This window comes from Flagellimonas sp. MMG031 (assembly GCF_040112705.1).
Taxonomy (GTDB): domain Bacteria; phylum Bacteroidota; class Bacteroidia; order Flavobacteriales; family Flavobacteriaceae; genus Flagellimonas.
In genome coordinates, this window is the sequence record NZ_CP157804.1 from 1,669,302 (window position 1) to 1,686,993 (window position 17,692).

The window sequence follows — 17,692 nt, forward strand, 5'->3', positions numbered from 1 at the left end:
CTTATATTTCACCCGTATATACCTGACCCCTATGCGGTTTTAGGATGCTGCGCACCTCTTTGAGTTCAAATTCCGCCACTACCAAAAAGGCAATGCTATGGGTTGGGCTGAAATGTTCCACACCTCCTAGATCGTACTTCAGTTCTTCGACCTCGACGAACTCCTTTAGGTGCTTTAGGTAATGTTCTGCCGTATGGGCCGCACTGGGTCCACGAAAATCCCAAATAATCTTGATTTTTCTATCCAAAAGTTTATCCATTGTATTTAGTTATTTAGTACCGACTCGCCTTTTTCGGCGAATGCTTTAAAATCTTCCATGTATGCCAAGGACTGCTTTTTAAATGCCCCAGGCATCAAAAGTCCCATCAATTTCATTCCAAAACTGGAGAATTGGAACTCCGTCTCGGAAATCCATCGGGTTTTGTCTCCTTCGTCCCTAAAGTAGTTTTTTTGAATATTGTGCACGCCTTTGGTATCGTAGGTCATGTGCATTTCTTCCGGAAGCTGTTTTTTGATGATGGTCTCCACCATGCTAAGTTCGCGTTTTCCCATTTTATAGCTTAAGCTCATTTGGGCGCCTTCCTGTCCGGGGTTGGGTGAAAGTTGCTCAAATTCCAATAGTCCCTTTTGCCAGTGTTTCATGTTCTCGGGATTCATCATTTTTTCGATGAATTCATCCCTTGGCACATTCACAACGACTTCGGTAGTATACTTCATGTTGGTTTGGTTTTGCACTAATGTAGCAATTTCTGTGCATCTATCCCCAACCAAAAAATTCTGTTAATGATATGAGAACCTTCTTGTAAGGGATTTTGTAATTGTTATTTTTGCGAAATGCTTAAGCTCCAAAAAAATAGGTTCTTCCTACTATGCTGTTTTGTGGCGCTATTGGTTTCCTCCTGCGAGGGAATGTTCAATAAGGAAGAGGAAAAGGAACCCTTGGCTCGGGTAGGCGACACCTATCTTTACAAGGAAGATATCGCGTCTTTGATACGAGATGACATGACCGCCGAGGATAGCACCATTTTCGTAACCAATTACATCAACAATTGGGCGTCGAAGCAATTACTGCTCGATAAATCCAAGATCAATCTGCCCGAAGAAAAGCTGAGGGAATTTGACCGTTTGGTCTCGGATTACAGATCGGACCTTTACACACGTGCCTACATTGAGGCTTTGGTGCTCCAATCCCAAGATACCGCGGTCACCAAAAACCAGCTGCAAGAATTTTACGATAGGGAAAAGGAAAATTTCAAACTGAACGAGAAATTGGTGCAGTTGCGTTTTGTGGGCATGTCCGAACAATTTCTGGACCGCGATGGGGTAGAGCAAAAAATCAAGAATTGGGACGAGGCTGACAAACGGTATTTGGATTCCATAGCCGTCCAATTCAAAAAAATCCATTTTAACGACTCCATTTGGGTAAGTGCCAGTCGGGTAATAGAGGAAATACCCCCATTGACGCAGGCAAATGAGGAATCCCACTTAAAAAAATCACAATTTTTTGAGCTACAAGACTCGTTAGAGGTATATTTGGGCTGGGTGACCAACGTTCTGGAAGTCAATGAAACAGCCCCATTCGATTATGTGGAACCGGACATAAGGCAATTGATACTCAACCGGAGACGTTTGAATTATGTAAAAAAACTAGAAACCGAAATAATAGATGAAGCTATCAAGAAGAATGAATTTGAGGTTTATGACAAAGAAAAGTAAGGCACTTTCCATCGCACTCTTAGCGATTGTTGGAATGGTGCAGGCACAGGAAGTGGACCAAGCTTTGAGCGAGACAGATTCCACCACTAATACCAACCGGGTTAAATTGGACGGTATCGCTGCCGTCATTGGCGATTATGTGATCCTGGAATCGGATATCGACAAGACCTTGATCGATTTGCAGAACCAAGGAGCGTCCACAGAAGACGTAACCCGCTGCGGATTATTGGGCAAACTTATGGAGGACCGGTTGTATGCGCATCAAGCGGTGCAGGACAGTTTGTTAGTCTCCGACGATATGGTGAATGCCCAAAGTGATCGTCAAATCCAGCAACTGACCCAACAGATCGGTAGTGTGGAGAAGATGCTGAGCTACTACAAAAAATCGGATATGGAAAGTTTCCGTGAAGAGCTGTTTGAAATCAACAAACTGCGGATGCTTTCAGAAAAGATGCAGGGAAAAATTGTCGAGGAAATTGAAGTGACCCCTGAGGAGGTGCGTCAGTTCTTCTATAAAATTCCTGAAGATGAGCGCCCAGTATTTGGAGCGGAATTGGAAATTGCCCAGATTGTAAAACAACCGGAAGCCCCTGAAGAGGAAAAGCAAAAGGTCATCAACCAACTGAAGGAAATCCGTCAAGATGTGTTGGAGAACGATGCCAGTTTTAATGTGAAGGCTATTTTGTACTCACAAGACCCAGGGTCAAAATCAAAAGGTGGGTTTTACAGTATGACCAAGGAAACTCCTTTTGTAAAAGAATTCAAGGATGTTGCCTTCAGCCTTAGGGAAGGGGAAATTTCAGAGCCTTTTGAAACCATTTTTGGTTACCACATTATTTATATTGAAAAAATTAGGGGTCAGGAACTGGATTTAAGACATATCTTGATGATTCCAGATATTCCCAAAAGTGCCATTGACAAAGCAGTAAAAGAACTGGACAGCATCCGTCAGCAGGTTTTGGATGGGAAATATACGTTCGCAGAAGCTGCATTGAACTTTTCCGATGAAAAAGAGACCAAGTTCGATGGTGGTTTGCTCCGAAACCCAATCAACTTCGACTCCCGTTTTGAACTGACCAAAATGGACCCGACCCTTTACAATCAGGTGCGAAACCTGAAAGACGGGGAAATTTCAAGGCCTATTCGCGAGGATGACCCAAGAGGGGGACCTCCAAAGTTCAAGATCATGAAGATTTCCAACCGCTATGATGAACATGAGGCCGATTTTGCGAAAGATTATATGAAGATACAGGAATTGGCTCTTCGCGAGAAACAATTCAAGGCCATTAAGGAGTGGATGGACGAACATATCGAAGACACCTATATTCACGTTGACCCAGACAATAGGGACTGTGATTTTGCGAACAACTGGGTAAAGGAATAATTGTATGTCTGATGTTGTTGCAGTAGAAAATCTGGTTAAAAAGCATCAAGAGCTAAAAAAGGAAATCGCAAAGGTCATTGTGGGCCAAGAGGCGGTCATCGAACAAATACTCTTGTCCATATACACTGGAGGACATTCCTTGCTGATAGGTGTTCCCGGTCTGGCGAAGACTTTGATGGTCAATACCATAGCGCAGACCTTGGGATTGGATTTCAAAAGGATACAATTTACCCCCGATTTGATGCCCAGTGATATTTTGGGCAGCGAGGTACTCGACCAAAACCGCAACTTCAAATTCATTATGGGTCCTGTGTTCGGGAATATTATCCTTGCGGACGAAATCAACCGGACGCCACCAAAAACACAGGCCGCTTTGTTGGAGGCTATGCAGGAAAGGGCGGTGACCATTGGTGGAAAGCAGTACAAGCTCAATGAGCCCTATTTTGTGCTGGCTACACAGAATCCGATTGAGCAGGAAGGAACCTATCCCTTGCCAGAGGCGCAATTGGACCGTTTTATGTTCGCCATCGAACTCAAATATCCGTCCATAGCGGAGGAAATACAAGTGGTCAAATCCACCACCACCGATGATCAGGTGACCATCAATACACTTTTTGATGCTGAAGAGATCATTGAAGTGCAACATTTGATTCGTCGCATACCAGTACCCGACAATGTTATCGATTATGCCGTTAGGCTGGTGAACAGAACAAGGCCAGGGCAAGAAGACGCACCGGATTTTGTAAAAAACTACATCGATTGGGGCGCTGGGCCAAGGGCTTCACAAAATTTGGTGCTGGCTGCAAAAGCCCATGCCGCCATCCACGGGAAGTTCTCTCCGGACATTGAAGATGTAAAGGCGGTAAGCCTGGGAATCCTTCGTCACCGGATTTTAAAAAACTACAAAGCGGAAGCTGAAGGCCTTACCGAGGAAAAAATTATTACGGAACTGTTGTAAAAAATAATTCGGTCCAGAAGGATTTAGTTCGATTCTAATTCCAAATTACTATACGATTTAGTAAATTTACCGAATTACGAAAATCTTAAAAACTCAATTGTAGAATGGCATTTGATATAGACATGATAAAGGGTGTCTACGCTTCCATGGGGGAACGCGTGGAAAAGGCCCGTGAATTGGTGGGCAAGCCCCTTACACTTTCAGAAAAAATCTTATACTCCCACCTTTGGGACGGTAAACCGGAAAAAGCCTTTGTTAGAGGCAAGGATTACGTTGACTTTGCCCCCGATAGGATTGCATGTCAAGATGCAACGGCCCAAATGGCCCTGTTGCAATTTATGCAGGCTGGAAAAGACAAGGTGGCAGTTCCTACAACGGTTCACTGTGACCACTTGATCCAAGCCAAGGAAGGTGCCGCACAAGATTTGAAGCATGCCAACGAGACCAGCAAGGAAGTTTTTGATTTTCTGGAGTCTGTATCGAACAAATACGGAATCGGCTTTTGGAAGCCGGGAGCAGGTATCATTCACCAAGTAGTTTTGGAGAACTATGCCTTTCCAGGCGGTATGATGATTGGAACCGACTCACACACCGTAAATGCTGGTGGATTGGGTATGGTGGCCATTGGGGTAGGTGGTGCTGATGCCGTGGATGTTATGGCCGGAATGGCCTGGGAGCTTAAATTCCCTAAATTGATTGGTGTAAAGTTGACCGGAAAATTATCAGGTTGGACCGCACCCAAGGATGTTATCCTTAAAGTAGCCGAAATTCTTACCGTAAAAGGCGGTACGGGTGCCATTGTAGAATATTTTGGCCCTGGAGCTACCTCCATGTCATGTACCGGTAAAGGAACCATTTGTAACATGGGTGCTGAAATTGGTGCTACCACGTCAACCTTTGGTTATGACGAATCCATGGAGCGCTATCTAAGAGCTACCGACAGGTCCGACGTTGCTGACGAAGCCAACAAGGTAAAAGAACATTTGACCGCTGACCCAGAAGTATATGCCAATCCAGAGCAGTATTTTGATCAAGTGATCGAAATCAATCTTTCCGAATTGAAACCATTGCTCAACGGACCATTTACCCCGGATTTGGCCACAGAAGTGGGAACCATGAAGGAAAAGGCAGAGAAAAATGGATGGCCATTGGCCGTGGAGTGGGGATTGATAGGTTCTTGTACCAACTCTTCCTATGAAGATTTATCTCGAGCCTCATCCATTGCACAACAGGCTTTGGACAAAAAACTGAAGACAAAGGCCGAGTTTGGAATCAACCCAGGTTCGGAACAAGTGCGATATACAACGGAGCGGGACGGTATCCTCGAAATCTTTGAAAAACTGGATGCCAAAATCTTCACCAACGCCTGCGGACCATGTATCGGTCAGTGGGGACGTTATGAAGATCCAAAGAACGCACCCAAGAACAGTATCGTACATTCCTTCAACCGAAACTTCGCAAAGCGTGCGGACGGTAACCCAAATACCCACGCATTTGTGGCATCACCAGAGATGACCGCTGCAATTGCCATTGCAGGTCGTTTGGACTTTAACCCTTTGACCGATAAGTTGATCAATGAGGACGGTGAAGAAGTGATGTTGGATGAGCCAACAGGATGGGAATTGCCTCCAAAAGGTTTTGAAGTGAAGGAGAATGGTTATCTAGAGCCCGTTAAGGATGGAAGCGGAGTTGAGGTAATCGTTGCCGAAGGTTCTGAAAGACTACAACTGTTGGAGCCTTTTGAGCCTATCACTGCAAAAGACCTTCAAGGGATGAAGCTGCTGATCAAGGCCTTTGGAAAATGTACCACGGACCACATTTCCATGGCGGGACCATGGTTGCGCTTTAGAGGACATTTGGACAATATTGCCAACAATACCTTAATTGGAGCAGTCAATGCCTTCAACCAAAAAACAAACTTTGTCAAGAACCAATTGACAGGGGAGTACGGTGGAGTTCCAGATACCCAGCGCGAGTACAAAAAGAAAGGTATCAAGACCATTGTTGTGGGAGACCATAACTACGGTGAAGGTTCTTCCCGTGAGCATGCGGCTATGCAACCCAGACATTTGGGCGTAGCTGTGGTTTTGGTGAAATCCTTTGCAAGGATTCACGAGACCAACTTGAAAAAACAAGGAATGTTGGCCTTGACCTTCGTCAATGAGAACGATTATGACCTGATCCAAGAAGACGATACTTTCAATTTTGTGGATGTTGCAGAGTTTGCACCGGACAAGCCACTCACCATTGAGGTAGTGCATGCCGATGGTAGCAAAGACACTATTATGGCAAACCATTCTTACAACGATGCACAGATCAAATGGTTCAATGAAGGTTCGGCCTTGAACTTGATCAAAAAACAAAATGCTTAATTGTATCTAAAATAATCTGTTGAAACTCCTGATGTCGACTATTGATGTCAGGAGTTTTTATTTTTTGAGAAAAACCATTCCATGAAAATCAGTAAGAAGACCGTCCTCAATATCATTTTGATTCTCTTTGTCCTGTCATTTTTTGTGACTCCCATTGGATATTATGGGAAAATCTGGTTGAACAGGCTCTTCTCGTTTTCCCCAGCGGTCATTGAGGAAACAGAGCGTCAACAGATTACGGATTACGATTGGCGATTAAAGGATGCTGATTGGAACTTCTTCAATTTTGAAAAATCCAAGGGAAATGTGGTCTTAATCAATTTTTGGGCCTCTTGGCGACTGCCTTCCGAAGCGGAGCTTGCAAGTATTCAGGAATTGTACGACAAATACAAAGGGCAAATGGATTTTTATATCATTACCAATGAAGAGCAAGAACCTGTAGAAGCCTTTATGGAAGAGCATGGATTTTCTTTTCCGGTCACCTATTTGATCATCGGGGAGAAGATGCCGGTGGATGCTAGCAAGGTGCCATCATCCTATCTGCTCGATAAGGAGGGCCATATCGTAATCCATGAAGAAGGCATTTCGGATTGGAGCTCGAAAAAGGTGTACCAGTTATTGGATGAATTGATTGCAGAATGAAAATCACAAAAGAACAGGTCGGCAATATTATTTGGATTGTAGCGATATTGCTCATTCTTTTTACCCCAGTAGGATTTCATGTGCGCGTGTGGGCCAACAAAGCCATGGCAGCGATTGTCAGTCCAAGCACGGTGGAAGAATCAGAGCGTTCAGTTTTGGAGGATTATACTTGGAACTGGGTGGATTTGGAAGGCAAACCAGCCAATCTTCAATCCAAAAAAGGCAAAGTGATCTTGATCAACGTTTGGGCCACTTGGTGCCCGCCCTGTGTGGCTGAGCTACCTGGGTTTGCCACACTATATGCAGACTATAAGGATAAGGTCGAATTTGCCTTTGTCGCCAATGACGACCAAGAAAAAGTGCTGACTTTTTTGGAGAAAAAGGGCTATGATCTACCTGTTTATTTTCAGGTATCCGCAACACCAAAAGCGTTGGAGAGCGGAAGCATCCCTGTTACCTACATCATAGATAAAAAAGGCGATTTGGTGGTGGACAAAACAGGTGCCGCTAACTGGAATTCGGACAAGGTCCGCAATCTTTTGGACCAACTGTTGGCCCAATAACTACTTTTTCTTAAAGTATTTGAAGGGAACCACCAACATCCCAAAACATTCCCCATCTTCTTTTCCTAGATGCTTGTGATGGATTTTGTGCGCCCTGCGGACTCCACGGGCATACCAATTATTGGCATTGCGGAACATTTTAAAGCGTTGGTGAATAAAAATATCATGTACCATAAAATAGGCGATTCCATAGGCCAATATGCCGAAGCCCAACGGCCAACCATACCAGAAAGAAGTGGCGCTGCCCAGATAAAACAGGGACATGCTCACTACGGCATAAAAGATAAAAAAGGCATCGTTACGCTCGAACCAAGAGTCATGGTCCTTTCTGTGATGATCCTTGTGAAGGCTCCATAAGAAGCCGTGCATCACATACTTGTGGGTAAACCATGCCATAAATTCCATAAAGCAAAAAGTTGCCAAAAATATCAATATCCAAAGTGCTACTTTCATTGTACCAATTGTAGTTTATAATTTACGTAAGATTGTGCCAAAAGTCCGAATTTTTGATAATTGGGCACACGTATCCTGGTATTTTTTATTTCTAAAGGTGGAGTGCTCTGCAATTTTTGCAACAGCTTTTTATAATAGCGGTATGCAGTATAAACGCCAAACTTAGCCTGTTCCGGCAATTCAACGATACCTGCGTAACCTAAGGCAAAATCTGCTTTTATTTCATTGACAATGCGTCTTTTGGACGCTTCATCGAGTTCCAAAAGGTCAGTGTCGGGAAAATAGGTGCGGTTCAAGTCCTCATAATCCGCTTTAAGATCCCTGAGGAAATTTACCTTTTGGAAAGCTGAGCCCAAGGCCATGGCAGATTCCTTCAATCTTTCATATTTTTCCTTGTCCCCATCCACAAATACACAGAGGCACATTAGGCCGACTACATCAGCGGAACCATAAATGTACTCCCGGTATTCATCAAAAGTCTCATAGTTTTTCTTGGTCAGGTCCATCCGCATACTCTTCATAAAGGACTCCACCAAATGATGCGGAATGTCGTATTTGTGATAGGTATGTTGAAATGCGTTCAAAATAGGATTTAGGCTGATTTTATCCGCGATGGCCCGCTCCATGTCCTTTTCAAAGGCATCGAACAGTTGTGCTTTATCGTAATCATGAAAAGTATCCACGATTTCATCCGCAAATCGCACAAAACCATAAATATTGTAAATATCGGCCCTGATCGATGGGGCCAGCATTTTGGTGGCCAAGGAAAAGGAAGTGCTGTAAGACTTGGTTACGATCTTACTGCAATCGTACGAGACGTTGTCAAAAATAGTTTTCATCGGTTTTCATCTTTAATGATTAAATCAGCCACCAGTTTACCGGATATCAGGGATGGTGGGACCCCTGGTCCGGGTACGGTCAACTGACCGGTAAAGAACAAGTTTTTTACCTTGCTACTTTTGAGGTTAGGTCTTAAAAAAGCGGTCTGGCGCAGCGTGTTGGCCATTCCATAAGCGTTTCCTTTATAGGAATTGTACTGTTCCACAAAATCGTTTACGCAAAAACTTTCCCGAAAAATTACAGAATTTTTTACAGATTGATGGGTTAAATTTTCAAATCGGTCCATCACAATATCAAAATATTGATCCCGTAATTGAGGGGTGTCTTCCAAGCCCGGAGCGATGGGCACCAAGAAAAAGCCCGTTTCCATGCCTTCCGGGGCCATGGAGGCATCCGTTACCGAGGGGAAATTGGCATAGAACAGCGGATTGCTCGGCCATTGTGGATGGTCATATATTTCTTGTGCATGCTGCTCAAAATCGGTGTCAAAGAACAGGTTGTGATGCTCGATATTGTTCAATTTCTTATCAAAGCCGATGTAAAACAATAGGGAGGAAGGGGCGTAGGTCTTTTTGGCCCAGTAGTCCTCCGAATATTGTCGGTATTTTTTGTCCAAGAGGGTCTCGGAATGATGATAATCCGCCCCACTGACCACATAATCGGCCAAGTGATTGTTTCCTTTGCTTCGTATGCCCAGTACTTCTCCTTCGGAAACTAGAATGTGGCTGACGGGACTGTTGGTATGTATGGTTACTCCAAGTTCCTCTGCGACACCTTTCATGGCCTTGATGATTTCATACATCCCTCCTTTGGGATGCCAAGTACCGAGGCCAAAATCGGCAAAATTCATAAAATTATAGAAAGAAGGTGTCTTACTGGGTTTGGCTCCCAAAAACAGCACAGGAAATTCCAACGTGGACACCAATTTGGGATTTTTGAACCTTTTTCTGACCTGTTGACTTATAGTCTTGAAAAATTGGTCCACTTTGAGTACGGTTTCCTTGGTTACGAGCTCCAATGGGGATAGCCCGGGACGCAACACCACTTTGTTTATGGCGATGTCATAATTTTCCTGAGCCTCACCTATAAACTGTTTCAAATGCTTGCTGCTGCCCGATTCGATGCGCTCAAACTCCTCACAGATGCTTTCCATGCAGTCACCTATGGTAATCACATCATCCTCAAAAAATATTTTGTAAGCGGGGTTTAATTTGTCCAAATGGTAGTAGTCCGACGTCTTTTTGCCAAAATCGGCAAAGAACTTTTCAAAAATATCGGGCATCCAATACCAACTGGGGCCAATATCAAAGGTAAATCCATCCTTTATCAGCTGACGGGCTCTTCCTCCCACGGTGTCGTTCTTTTCGAACATGTCTACCTCATATCCCGCCTTTGCCAAGTAGCAAGAGGCCGAAAGGGAAGAGAAACCGGAACCGATTACAATAACTTTTTTCATTGGATTTTAAATCGAATCTAACAGTTGGTTGATGGATTTGAATATGATTATGGGGTCCTTAACGGAATCGTCGTCAAATTCTTGGATTTGATGACCAAGTACCCACAGTTTGGAACCTGGGGACTTCTTAAGGACTTCGCCAAAGCGCTTAAAATAGGTGTCGATTTCATCCTTGGTCGGCGATACGGTAAAATAGGAAACAAATCGGATGTTCGTGTAATATTTGAGCAGGTCTTCCAAACTTTCCACAGGCATGGTCTGGCCCAGATAAACCGTTTTGTAGCCATTTAAGGCCAATTGGTAGTTTACGTATAAGAGCCCCAACTCATGGATTTCATTTTCTGGGAGGAAGAGCACATACACCTCGTCCTTTTTCGTGGGTGCCTCGAATTGCAGCTGCTCGGTATGGATATAGATTTTTTGTTTGATCAAGTTGGAAATAAAATGTTCGTGGGCAGGACTGATGGTATTGGTCTGCCACAAAAGCCCAAGTTCGTTCAACAATGGTAAAAAGACATCGTTAAAGATCTGTGTGAATGATTTATCTTCCTTAAGCTCATTATAGGTATTCAGGAAGAGCGCCTGATCAAAATTGAGCATCGCCAACTTAAAGGAGTTCAGCGCATGGCTCTTTTCGCTTTTTTCAGCGATGATTTCATTGACCAAAACCGGGATGTTATCTTCTCCCAATTTGGCAATCTTGGAAATCTTGTAACCGTTGTTATAGAGCAATGTGACGTTCAGCAGTTTTTGCAGACTCTCCAAACTGTAGGTGCGAATGTTGGTGTCCGTTCGTTCTGGGCTGAACAAGTTGTATCTCTTTTCCCAAATCCGAATGGTATGCGCCTTGATTCCCGAAAGGTTCTCCATATCCCGAATGCTGAAGGAAGTTTTTACGTTGTTCATCATTTTCATTTAAACGTTAAACAAATTTACGATTAAATAGATGCCGTCCTAGTTTTTTATCATAAAATTTGGATACCGCTGTATAAAAATCAGGGTTTTGGGGAAAGGATTGCGGATTTTTCAGGAAGTGTTGAACAAAAAAAACCGCAATGGCTTGCGGTTTTCTTTTGTGCCCACGACTGGAGTCGAACCAGCACGTCCTTACGAACACTACCCCCTCAAGGTAGCGTGTCTACCAATTCCACCACGTGGGCCTTCGTGATTTTTGGTGTGCAAATATAATTTTTTTGTGCAAAAGGAAGGTCTTGAAATTGGAATTTATAAGGAGGGCAAATCATTTTCTTTGCTTCGGGTCCATTAGGGCCAAACTTCCCCAAACTCACTTAAAATGATGTGAAACCTGCATAGCAGGGTAGATAAAATCCCGTAATTTTGTGTCAAATCTTTATTTTCAAAAGGATTATGGACAAGGATTTAGGTCGTTTGCTTTACAACTACTTACTGGAACAGGGCATGGCCGATGGTTTGGCGGCATACATCAATCTTTTTGTGCTGGTATTGGTGGTCTTGGTGCTGGTATTTTTCTTGGATATCCTCCTTTGGAAGATTTTGCGTGCTGTTTCCGTGCGCCTAGCCCGAAAATCCAAGAACAATTTTGATAATTTTTTAGTGGCACACCGGGTGCCACGTTATGTGGCCCATGTGATTCCCTTGTTCATTTTGTTGAGGTTTGTACCAGTAGCTTTTGAAGATTTTGATTATGCAGAGGTGATTGCCCTTAAGACAATCAAGATTTTGTTTGTCTTTTTGACCCTCGTCATTTTTCGCAAATTCTTCAAAAGTGTCAACAGTTATCTAAAAACCCTCACCCAATTTAAGGATAAGCCGATTGATAGCTATGTGCAGGTTTTCATGATTTTCGCTTGGATCATTGGGATTCTGACGATTTTCGCTATAGTGACGGATACCACGGTCTGGAAATTTTTCACGGCCTTGGGTGCAGCCTCCGCTGTGGTATTGTTGATTTTTAAGGATTCCATTTTAGGATTGGTAGCGAGCATACAGGTCACCATAAACGACATGGTTAGGATAGGGGATTGGATCACTTTTGAAAAATATGGGGCGGACGGGGACGTTGTGGAAATTAGTTTGGCGACCGTGAAAGTTCGGAACTTTGATATGACCATTACCACAATCCCGACCTATGCATTGATTTCCGATTCCTTTAAAAACTGGAGGGGGATGCAGGTATCCGGAGGAAGAAGAATCAAACGCTCGTTGATCATTCGGCAGAAAAGTATCCGTTTTCTCACGGAAGAAGAAGTGGAGCGTTTGAAAAAAATTCAATTGATCGAAGCATATATCACCACTAGGAGCGAGCAGATCAGGTCGCACAATCAGGATAACCAGATAAATAAAGAGTTATTGGTCAATGGTAGGAACCTTACCAATTTTGGGGTGTTCCGAAAGTATGTGACCAATTATCTGGAGGGTCATTCTGCCATCAATAAAAAAATGACCCTAATGGTACGCCAATTGCAACCAACACCACAGGGGATTCCCTTAGAGATTTATGCATTTAGTTCGGATAAGCGATGGGAGAATTATGAGTATGTAATGGCGGATATTTTTGACCATCTGCTGGCGGCATTGCCTTATTTTTCCTTGGAGCTTTTTGAGCTTCCCGTGTCGGCAGCATACATCCCCACCACTGACGATTAGCTCAAAGTTTGATTTATGGCATTGCGGCGGCCAAAGCGATTTCCACCATTTGCTGGAATGAAGTTTCCCGGGCCTCGGCCAACAGCTGTTCCCCGGTAATCAAGGAATCGGAAATGGTTAATATGGTCAACGCTTTTACGTTATATTTTGCAGCAATGGTATAAATGCCCGCAGCTTCCATTTCCACACAAAGAACCCCGTACTTTGCCCAATGCTCGTAGGCCTTTGGGTCGTCCTCATAAAATTCATCCGAAGAGAGCACATTGCCTGCCTTTATGGGAATGCCGTGTTTTTGGGCATAATTTACCGCTTTGATGAACAGATCAAAGTTGGCGGTAGGGGAGTAGTCCGAATTGATAAATCTCGAATTATTGATGCCCGATGTGGTCGATGCAGTCATGGCCAGCACAACATCGTTGAGTTGAATGTCTTTTTGATAGGAACCGGCCGAACCTACCCTGATCACCTTCTTTACGCCGTAGTCCTTGATGAGTTCATGTAGATAGATCATGGCCGAAGGCATGCCCATACCACTGCCCTGAACAGAAATTCGTTGACCGTTAAAGAAGCCGGTATAGCCCAACATTCCCCTGATCTGGTTGTAACAAAAGGAGTCTTCGAGAAAGGTTTCGGCAATCCATTTTGCACGCAATGGGTCACCGGGCATTAGAACCGTTTCTGCTATTTCTCCTTTTTTGGCCTCAATGTGTATGCTCATGATGTGCTATTTGATTAATTCCGGGCCAGAAGATGTGCCTATTCTCGATACGCCAAGGGCTATATATTTCAGGGCTTCTTCCTTGGTTTTTATACCACCGGAGGCTTTGATCTTAAGTTGGTCCGCTACCACGCGCTTCATTAATTGCACATCCGCCAAAGTGGCTCCCCCGTTGCCAAAGCCCGTGGAGGTCTTCACAAAATCGGCTTTTGCATCAACGGCCAGTAGGCAAGCCCGCTCTTTTTCGGCTTCGGTAAGGTAGCAGGTTTCAATGATCACCTTTAAAATTTTGGGTCCAATAGCTTTTTTGATGGCCTTGATTTCATCGCGGACGGCATCAAAGCGTTCCGACTTTATCCATCCAACATTAATGACCATATCAATTTCATCCGCACCGTTCTCAATACAATCCATGGCTTCGCACACTTTGGCCTTGGTGGACATGGCGCCTAGTGGAAAACCGATTACCGCGGCCACTTTTACAAGAGTTCCTTTAAGCGTTTCGTGAGCCGTGGCCACATGGCACCCATTTACGCAAACAGCATAAAAGTCATTTATAATGGCTTCCTTGCATAGCGCAACGATATCCTGATGGCTTGCGGTAGGTTTTAGATTGGTGTGGTCAATGTATTTTTCTAGGCCCATCAATGATTGAACAGTTGTTTGAGCTTAAAGATAGCCAACATCTCCGATCTATTCTTTCCGGCAAATGATTTGGCTATGGCTTCGGAGGTTTCCACAATCAATTTTTTGATGGGTTCTGAAAATTTCTCGGGATGCTCTTTGTAAAATTCCTTGAATTCATCAAAATACGCTTCACCTTCCTTTTCTTCCCCATCCAACCAATCAAAAACAATTTCTATTTGATAAGCGGCATCGGTATGGAACTCATCTTCAATTTCATCCACATCCAACCAGTATTGGCGGACATAGTTTCGCAACCTTTCGATTTCGATGGGCCTTACGGTATGGTCGGCCATGGCCACGAAATAGAACAGTTTGCCTAGACTTTGATAGAATTCGTTCCCTATTTTTTCTGAGTTGTACATGATTCTTGTTTTTAAACTCGTTTAAAATTAGGGCTAAAACCAGCGTATTTTTATGACATTGCTCACGTATTCCACATCGGGAAGCATATCATGCCGCGCTATGTTTGGGTAATTATTGGGTTGCTCTTTCCAGTCGATCATTGATGGACACTCCAAGTCCTATTTGGGGCACCCGCTCGGCGATGATCATATCTAGTTTCATGCTATCCAATCGGTGCAATGCGCCATAAAGGTTGGCTGTGGCTTCTGCTAGATCACCGGATGGCGATAATATTTCGATATGACGGTAATTGGGGTCTTCGGACTTTCCTGTGAAGCGCAGCAGTCCTACTTTTTTTCCTTCCGTCAGGTAGGCCATCTCTTGGGCGTTGTCGGTCAAATAGGTTTTGGTGGTAGGGGCGTAGTGCTTTTTTAACATGCCAGGGGCGTTCGGCGCTGCTTTAGCCTTATTTTGAACACGGACTTCACCAATGACCTCTTCTATGGTTTCCTTGGAAATGGAACCCAATCGATACAGGATGGGTTCTTCACCTTCAAAACCAATAATAGTGGATTCGATACCCTTTTTGCAAGCTCCGCCATCCAAAACAGCCAGTGTATTTTGGAAGTATCCAAGTACATGCTCGGCACTGGTGGGGCTAATCCTATTAAAGGGATTGGCACTTGGCGCAGCGATGGGGAAAGGTAGCTTTTCCAATAAGGCCAATGTTACCGGATGATCGGGGATCCGGATGGCAACGGTATCCTTACCTGCCGTTACCAAATCGGGTACGTTGTTTCCCTTTTTAAGCACAAGGGTCAAAGGGCCTGGCCAGAATTGTTCGGCAAGCAATTTCGCTTTCGGCGGAAATTCCGCTACAATTTCATGGACCTGTTCCATCTTATGGAGATGCACGATCAGTGGATTGTTGAGCGGTCTTTTCTTCAGTTCAAAAATCTTGGCAATGGCTTCTTCGCTATAAATGTTTCCGGCCAATCCGTAAACGGTTTCGGTGGGGATGGCCAAAACATCGTTTTTTTTCAAAATGGCTACCGCCTTTTCCAATTCATCGGGACCTAGTAACATGATCAGGTATTTTATTCGCCTTCTTTAATTTTAAAAAGTTGCGCAAAGTACGGTATTTTTTGGATGGAAAAAGCGCACCGACCACAAGGATCGATACGCTCGCTCAAAACACATCCAAAATGGTTGTTCTATTCGCCTTGACCTAGTGAAAATCCTCGTTTCCCATCAAACTCATATAGGTTTTCCGTTTTGATCACATCAAAACCTAGATGGTGCAATTTGGACAACAGGGCCACAACGTGTTCGTAGGTGATGGGCGCATAGGAAAGCTCGGGGCCGCTAATTTGCGCACCCATCCCCACAAATCTGCATCGCCAATGGTCAGTGCAGTATGTTTCTTTAATCCCTTCGGGATATACTTTTACTCCACGGTTGGTGATCATTTTTAGCTTGAGTTGGTATACTTCCAGTTTTGCGAGGGCGTCACCGAGTTCGTTTGGGTCCGTACCTTGCCAATCCAAGAAGACATCCACGCCTACCAGTTCCTTGGTCTCGTTTTTACGGACATATGCTGGTAGTTGTATGGTTCCCTTTCCTTGAACCATCAAGCTTTTGGGCAGCGTGCTTGGGGTTTGACCCAAATTGGCGATGACCTTATCGGCAAATTCCTGAGTGCCCACTTTTGCGGTGCTGACACCCTCTTGATAAATGTCGGCCGTATGGAAGCCTTGCTCCAAGGTGGTCAACCAAGCATTTTTTACCTTATCCGCCACTTCAGCTTGTCCAATATGGGCCAGCATGGATATGGCTGCGTTGATGAGACCGGATGGGTTGGCCACATTTTTCCCGGCAATGTCGGGTGCAGATCCATGTATGGCTTCGAACATGGCAACTTCGGTACCAATGTTGGCGGAACCGCACATACCCACCGAACCGCCTACTTCTGCAGCGATATCGGAAATAATGTCGCCATAAAGGTTGGCCGTGACCACAACATCATAATCCTCTGGACTTGCGGCCAATCGGGCAGAACCTATATCGATAATCTGTGTTTCATTTTTGATTTCGGGGTATTCCAGTGCGATTTCATCAAAAACCTGATGGAACAATCCGTCCGTCAATTTCATGATATTGTCCTTCACCATACAAGTGACCTTTTTTCTTCCGAACGCTTTGGCATATTCGAAGGCATATCGAATAATACGCTCGCAACCCGGCCTAGTGATAAGTTTTAGGCATTGGTAGACCTCTTGTGTCTGGCGGTGTTCGATGCCAGCGTAAAGATCTTCCTCGTTTTCGCGGATGATGACCACATCCATCTTGGGAAAGTTGGTGGGTACATAGGGAGAAAGGGCGGATACTGGTCGTACATTGGCAAAAAGGCCAAGGGATTTTCGCAGGGTAACGTTCAAGCTTTTGTAGCCTTTTCCCTGAGGGGTGGTTATGGGAGCCTTGAAAATAATTTTGTTGCTTCGGATGGCTTCCCATGCCTTACTGTCGATTCCGGAGGTATTGCCGGATAGGTAGACTTTTTCACCCAAATCGATATATTCAGGTTCAATCGGAGCTCCTGCAGCTTCCAAAATGCGCAGGGTAGCTTTCATGATTTCGGGACCGATTCCGTCACCGTTGGCAACGGCAATCTTTACAGGGGTATTGAGTTGTTTTTTTGTTTTTTGTTCAGTTAATGCTTTTGTACCCATTTCGGTTATGTTTATGTTACAGTGCAAATATGCGGGTAAAAAACCATAAATTTTTATTTAAATAAATTACCTAAACCATAAACATATTTTATGCAAATAGGTTAAAAAGCGGCAGAGTCAAGGTTAGAGAGGTTAGATGCAAGGATTCGATTTTGATTAAAAGGACCTTCAAAACGTAGTTTTGGTTATGGAATTCGTAAAAAA

General features: G+C 44.1%; 18 protein-coding genes and 1 tRNA gene. 7 read left to right on the plus strand and 12 right to left on the minus strand.

Annotation, left to right across the window (positions count from 1 at the left end):
• Position 1 precedes the first annotated feature (1 nt).
• Both ABNE31_RS07490 and ABNE31_RS07495 read right to left on the minus strand, forming a co-directional pair.
• The gene (locus tag ABNE31_RS07490) at positions 2 to 259 is read right to left on the minus strand and encodes a hypothetical protein (protein WP_293285540.1); all 258 of its coding nucleotides are present in this window, start codon (positions 257 to 259) and stop codon (positions 2 to 4) included.
• 5 nt (positions 260 to 264) lie between these two features.
• Positions 265 to 717 carry an SRPBCC family protein gene (locus ABNE31_RS07495; protein WP_349352905.1) on the minus strand — a complete coding sequence of 151 codons (453 nt, stop codon included), beginning with the start codon at positions 715 to 717 and terminating at the stop codon, positions 265 to 267.
• 117 nt (positions 718 to 834) lie between these two features.
• Between ABNE31_RS07495 and ABNE31_RS07500 the strand changes: the two genes are divergently transcribed.
• The 6 genes from ABNE31_RS07500 to ABNE31_RS07525 all read left to right on the plus strand — a co-directional run bounded on the left by ABNE31_RS07500 (position 835) and on the right by ABNE31_RS07525 (position 7,635).
• The gene (locus ABNE31_RS07500) at positions 835 to 1,716 is read left to right on the plus strand and encodes a peptidyl-prolyl cis-trans isomerase (protein ID WP_306014583.1); all 882 of its coding nucleotides are present in this window, start codon (positions 835 to 837) and stop codon (positions 1,714 to 1,716) included.
• The gene (locus tag ABNE31_RS07505) at positions 1,700 to 3,100 is read left to right on the plus strand and encodes a peptidylprolyl isomerase (protein ID WP_349352906.1); all 1,401 of its coding nucleotides are present in this window, start codon (positions 1,700 to 1,702) and stop codon (positions 3,098 to 3,100) included. The genes ABNE31_RS07500 and ABNE31_RS07505 overlap by 17 nt, the downstream gene beginning before the upstream one ends.
• A 4-nt stretch (positions 3,101 to 3,104) precedes the next feature.
• Positions 3,105 to 4,058: a MoxR family ATPase gene (locus ABNE31_RS07510; protein ID WP_179385015.1), complete on the plus strand. Its 954-nt coding sequence runs from the start codon at positions 3,105 to 3,107 to the stop codon at positions 4,056 to 4,058.
• A 104-nt stretch (positions 4,059 to 4,162) separates the two neighbouring features.
• On the plus strand, positions 4,163 to 6,430 hold the full coding sequence (locus ABNE31_RS07515; RefSeq protein WP_293285527.1) for an aconitate hydratase: 2,268 nt from the start codon (positions 4,163 to 4,165) through the stop codon (positions 6,428 to 6,430).
• 81 nt (positions 6,431 to 6,511) lie between these two features.
• A complete protein-coding gene (locus tag ABNE31_RS07520; RefSeq protein ID WP_349352907.1) occupies positions 6,512 to 7,072 on the plus strand; it encodes a TlpA disulfide reductase family protein in 561 nt (186 codons plus the stop codon).
• On the plus strand, positions 7,069 to 7,635 hold the full coding sequence (locus tag ABNE31_RS07525) for a TlpA disulfide reductase family protein (RefSeq protein WP_349352908.1): 567 nt from the start codon (positions 7,069 to 7,071) through the stop codon (positions 7,633 to 7,635). The genes ABNE31_RS07520 and ABNE31_RS07525 overlap by 4 nt, the downstream gene beginning before the upstream one ends.
• Here ABNE31_RS07525 and ABNE31_RS07530 read toward each other — a convergent pair whose 3' ends face one another.
• From ABNE31_RS07530 to ABNE31_RS07550, 5 genes are all read right to left on the minus strand, one after another.
• On the minus strand, positions 7,636 to 8,088 hold the full coding sequence (locus ABNE31_RS07530; protein ID WP_293285520.1) for a sterol desaturase family protein: 453 nt from the start codon (positions 8,086 to 8,088) through the stop codon (positions 7,636 to 7,638).
• Positions 8,085 to 8,927, minus strand: a complete 843-nt coding sequence (locus ABNE31_RS07535; protein WP_179385010.1) for a phytoene/squalene synthase family protein — start codon at positions 8,925 to 8,927, stop codon at positions 8,085 to 8,087. Before ABNE31_RS07535 ends, ABNE31_RS07530 begins: the two co-directional genes overlap by 4 nt.
• On the minus strand, positions 8,924 to 10,384 hold the full coding sequence (crtI, locus tag ABNE31_RS07540) for a phytoene desaturase family protein (protein WP_349352909.1): 1,461 nt from the start codon (positions 10,382 to 10,384) through the stop codon (positions 8,924 to 8,926). Before crtI ends, ABNE31_RS07535 begins: the two co-directional genes overlap by 4 nt.
• Positions 10,385 to 10,390: 6 nt before the next feature.
• Positions 10,391 to 11,290, minus strand: a complete 900-nt coding sequence (locus ABNE31_RS07545; RefSeq protein ID WP_349352910.1) for a MerR family transcriptional regulator — start codon at positions 11,288 to 11,290, stop codon at positions 10,391 to 10,393.
• 170 nt (positions 11,291 to 11,460) lie between these two features.
• A tRNA-Leu gene (locus tag ABNE31_RS07550) sits at positions 11,461 to 11,544 on the minus strand.
• Positions 11,545 to 11,752: 208 nt separating this feature from the next.
• Between ABNE31_RS07550 and ABNE31_RS07555 the strand changes: the two genes are divergently transcribed.
• Positions 11,753 to 13,012 (plus strand): mechanosensitive ion channel domain-containing protein, encoded by a 1,260-nt coding sequence (locus ABNE31_RS07555; protein ID WP_179385007.1) that lies wholly within the window; start codon positions 11,753 to 11,755, stop codon positions 13,010 to 13,012.
• Between the two features lie 13 nt (positions 13,013 to 13,025).
• Here the strand turns inward: ABNE31_RS07555 and deoD are convergent, their stop codons facing one another.
• The 5 genes from deoD to ABNE31_RS07580 form a co-directional block, all read right to left on the minus strand.
• Positions 13,026 to 13,730, minus strand: coding sequence for a purine-nucleoside phosphorylase (gene deoD / locus ABNE31_RS07560; protein WP_349352911.1), 705 nt, complete (start codon positions 13,728 to 13,730; stop codon positions 13,026 to 13,028).
• A gap of 6 nt (positions 13,731 to 13,736) precedes the next feature.
• Positions 13,737 to 14,375 carry a deoxyribose-phosphate aldolase gene (gene deoC, locus ABNE31_RS07565; protein WP_349352912.1) on the minus strand — a complete coding sequence of 213 codons (639 nt, stop codon included), beginning with the start codon at positions 14,373 to 14,375 and terminating at the stop codon, positions 13,737 to 13,739.
• The gene (locus tag ABNE31_RS07570; RefSeq protein ID WP_349352913.1) at positions 14,375 to 14,779 is read right to left on the minus strand and encodes a hypothetical protein; all 405 of its coding nucleotides are present in this window, start codon (positions 14,777 to 14,779) and stop codon (positions 14,375 to 14,377) included. The genes deoC and ABNE31_RS07570 overlap by 1 nt, the downstream gene beginning before the upstream one ends.
• Positions 14,780 to 14,891: 112 nt before the next feature.
• Positions 14,892 to 15,845 carry an L-threonylcarbamoyladenylate synthase gene (locus ABNE31_RS07575; protein ID WP_349352914.1) on the minus strand — a complete coding sequence of 318 codons (954 nt, stop codon included), beginning with the start codon at positions 15,843 to 15,845 and terminating at the stop codon, positions 14,892 to 14,894.
• 128 nt (positions 15,846 to 15,973) lie between these two features.
• Positions 15,974 to 17,488 carry an NADP-dependent isocitrate dehydrogenase gene (locus ABNE31_RS07580; RefSeq protein ID WP_349352915.1) on the minus strand — a complete coding sequence of 505 codons (1,515 nt, stop codon included), beginning with the start codon at positions 17,486 to 17,488 and terminating at the stop codon, positions 15,974 to 15,976.
• Between the last annotated feature and the right edge of the window lie 204 nt (positions 17,489 to 17,692).

Excerpts from the sequence above, each read along its gene's own strand:
- ABNE31_RS07520 (WP_349352907.1), top strand. The coding sequence starts at position 6,512 with ATGAAAATCAGTAAGAAGACCGTCCTCAATATCATTTTGATTCTCTTT.
- crtI (WP_349352909.1), bottom strand. The coding sequence starts at position 10,384 with ATGAAAAAAGTTATTGTAATCGGTTCCGGTTTCTCTTCCCTTTCGGCC.
- ABNE31_RS07495 (WP_349352905.1), bottom strand. The coding sequence starts at position 717 with ATGAAGTATACTACCGAAGTCGTTGTGAATGTGCCAAGGGATGAATTC.
- ABNE31_RS07510 (WP_179385015.1), top strand. The coding sequence starts at position 3,105 with ATGTCTGATGTTGTTGCAGTAGAAAATCTGGTTAAAAAGCATCAAGAG.
- ABNE31_RS07500 (WP_306014583.1), top strand. The coding sequence starts at position 835 with ATGCTTAAGCTCCAAAAAAATAGGTTCTTCCTACTATGCTGTTTTGTG.
- ABNE31_RS07515 (WP_293285527.1), top strand. The coding sequence starts at position 4,163 with ATGGCATTTGATATAGACATGATAAAGGGTGTCTACGCTTCCATGGGG.
- ABNE31_RS07545 (WP_349352910.1), bottom strand. The coding sequence starts at position 11,290 with ATGAACAACGTAAAAACTTCCTTCAGCATTCGGGATATGGAGAACCTT.
- ABNE31_RS07575 (WP_349352914.1), bottom strand. The coding sequence starts at position 15,845 with ATGTTACTAGGTCCCGATGAATTGGAAAAGGCGGTAGCCATTTTGAAA.
- ABNE31_RS07530 (WP_293285520.1), bottom strand. The coding sequence starts at position 8,088 with ATGAAAGTAGCACTTTGGATATTGATATTTTTGGCAACTTTTTGCTTT.
- ABNE31_RS07580 (WP_349352915.1), bottom strand. The coding sequence starts at position 17,488 with ATGGGTACAAAAGCATTAACTGAACAAAAAACAAAAAAACAACTCAAT.
- ABNE31_RS07505 (WP_349352906.1), top strand. The coding sequence starts at position 1,700 with ATGACAAAGAAAAGTAAGGCACTTTCCATCGCACTCTTAGCGATTGTT.
- ABNE31_RS07555 (WP_179385007.1), top strand. The coding sequence starts at position 11,753 with ATGGACAAGGATTTAGGTCGTTTGCTTTACAACTACTTACTGGAACAG.
- deoD (WP_349352911.1), bottom strand. The coding sequence starts at position 13,730 with ATGAGCATACACATTGAGGCCAAAAAAGGAGAAATAGCAGAAACGGTT.
- ABNE31_RS07535 (WP_179385010.1), bottom strand. The coding sequence starts at position 8,927 with ATGAAAACTATTTTTGACAACGTCTCGTACGATTGCAGTAAGATCGTA.
- ABNE31_RS07525 (WP_349352908.1), top strand. The coding sequence starts at position 7,069 with ATGAAAATCACAAAAGAACAGGTCGGCAATATTATTTGGATTGTAGCG.
- deoC (WP_349352912.1), bottom strand. The coding sequence starts at position 14,375 with ATGGGCCTAGAAAAATACATTGACCACACCAATCTAAAACCTACCGCA.
- ABNE31_RS07570 (WP_349352913.1), bottom strand. The coding sequence starts at position 14,779 with ATGTACAACTCAGAAAAAATAGGGAACGAATTCTATCAAAGTCTAGGC.
- ABNE31_RS07490 (WP_293285540.1), bottom strand. The coding sequence starts at position 259 with ATGGATAAACTTTTGGATAGAAAAATCAAGATTATTTGGGATTTTCGT.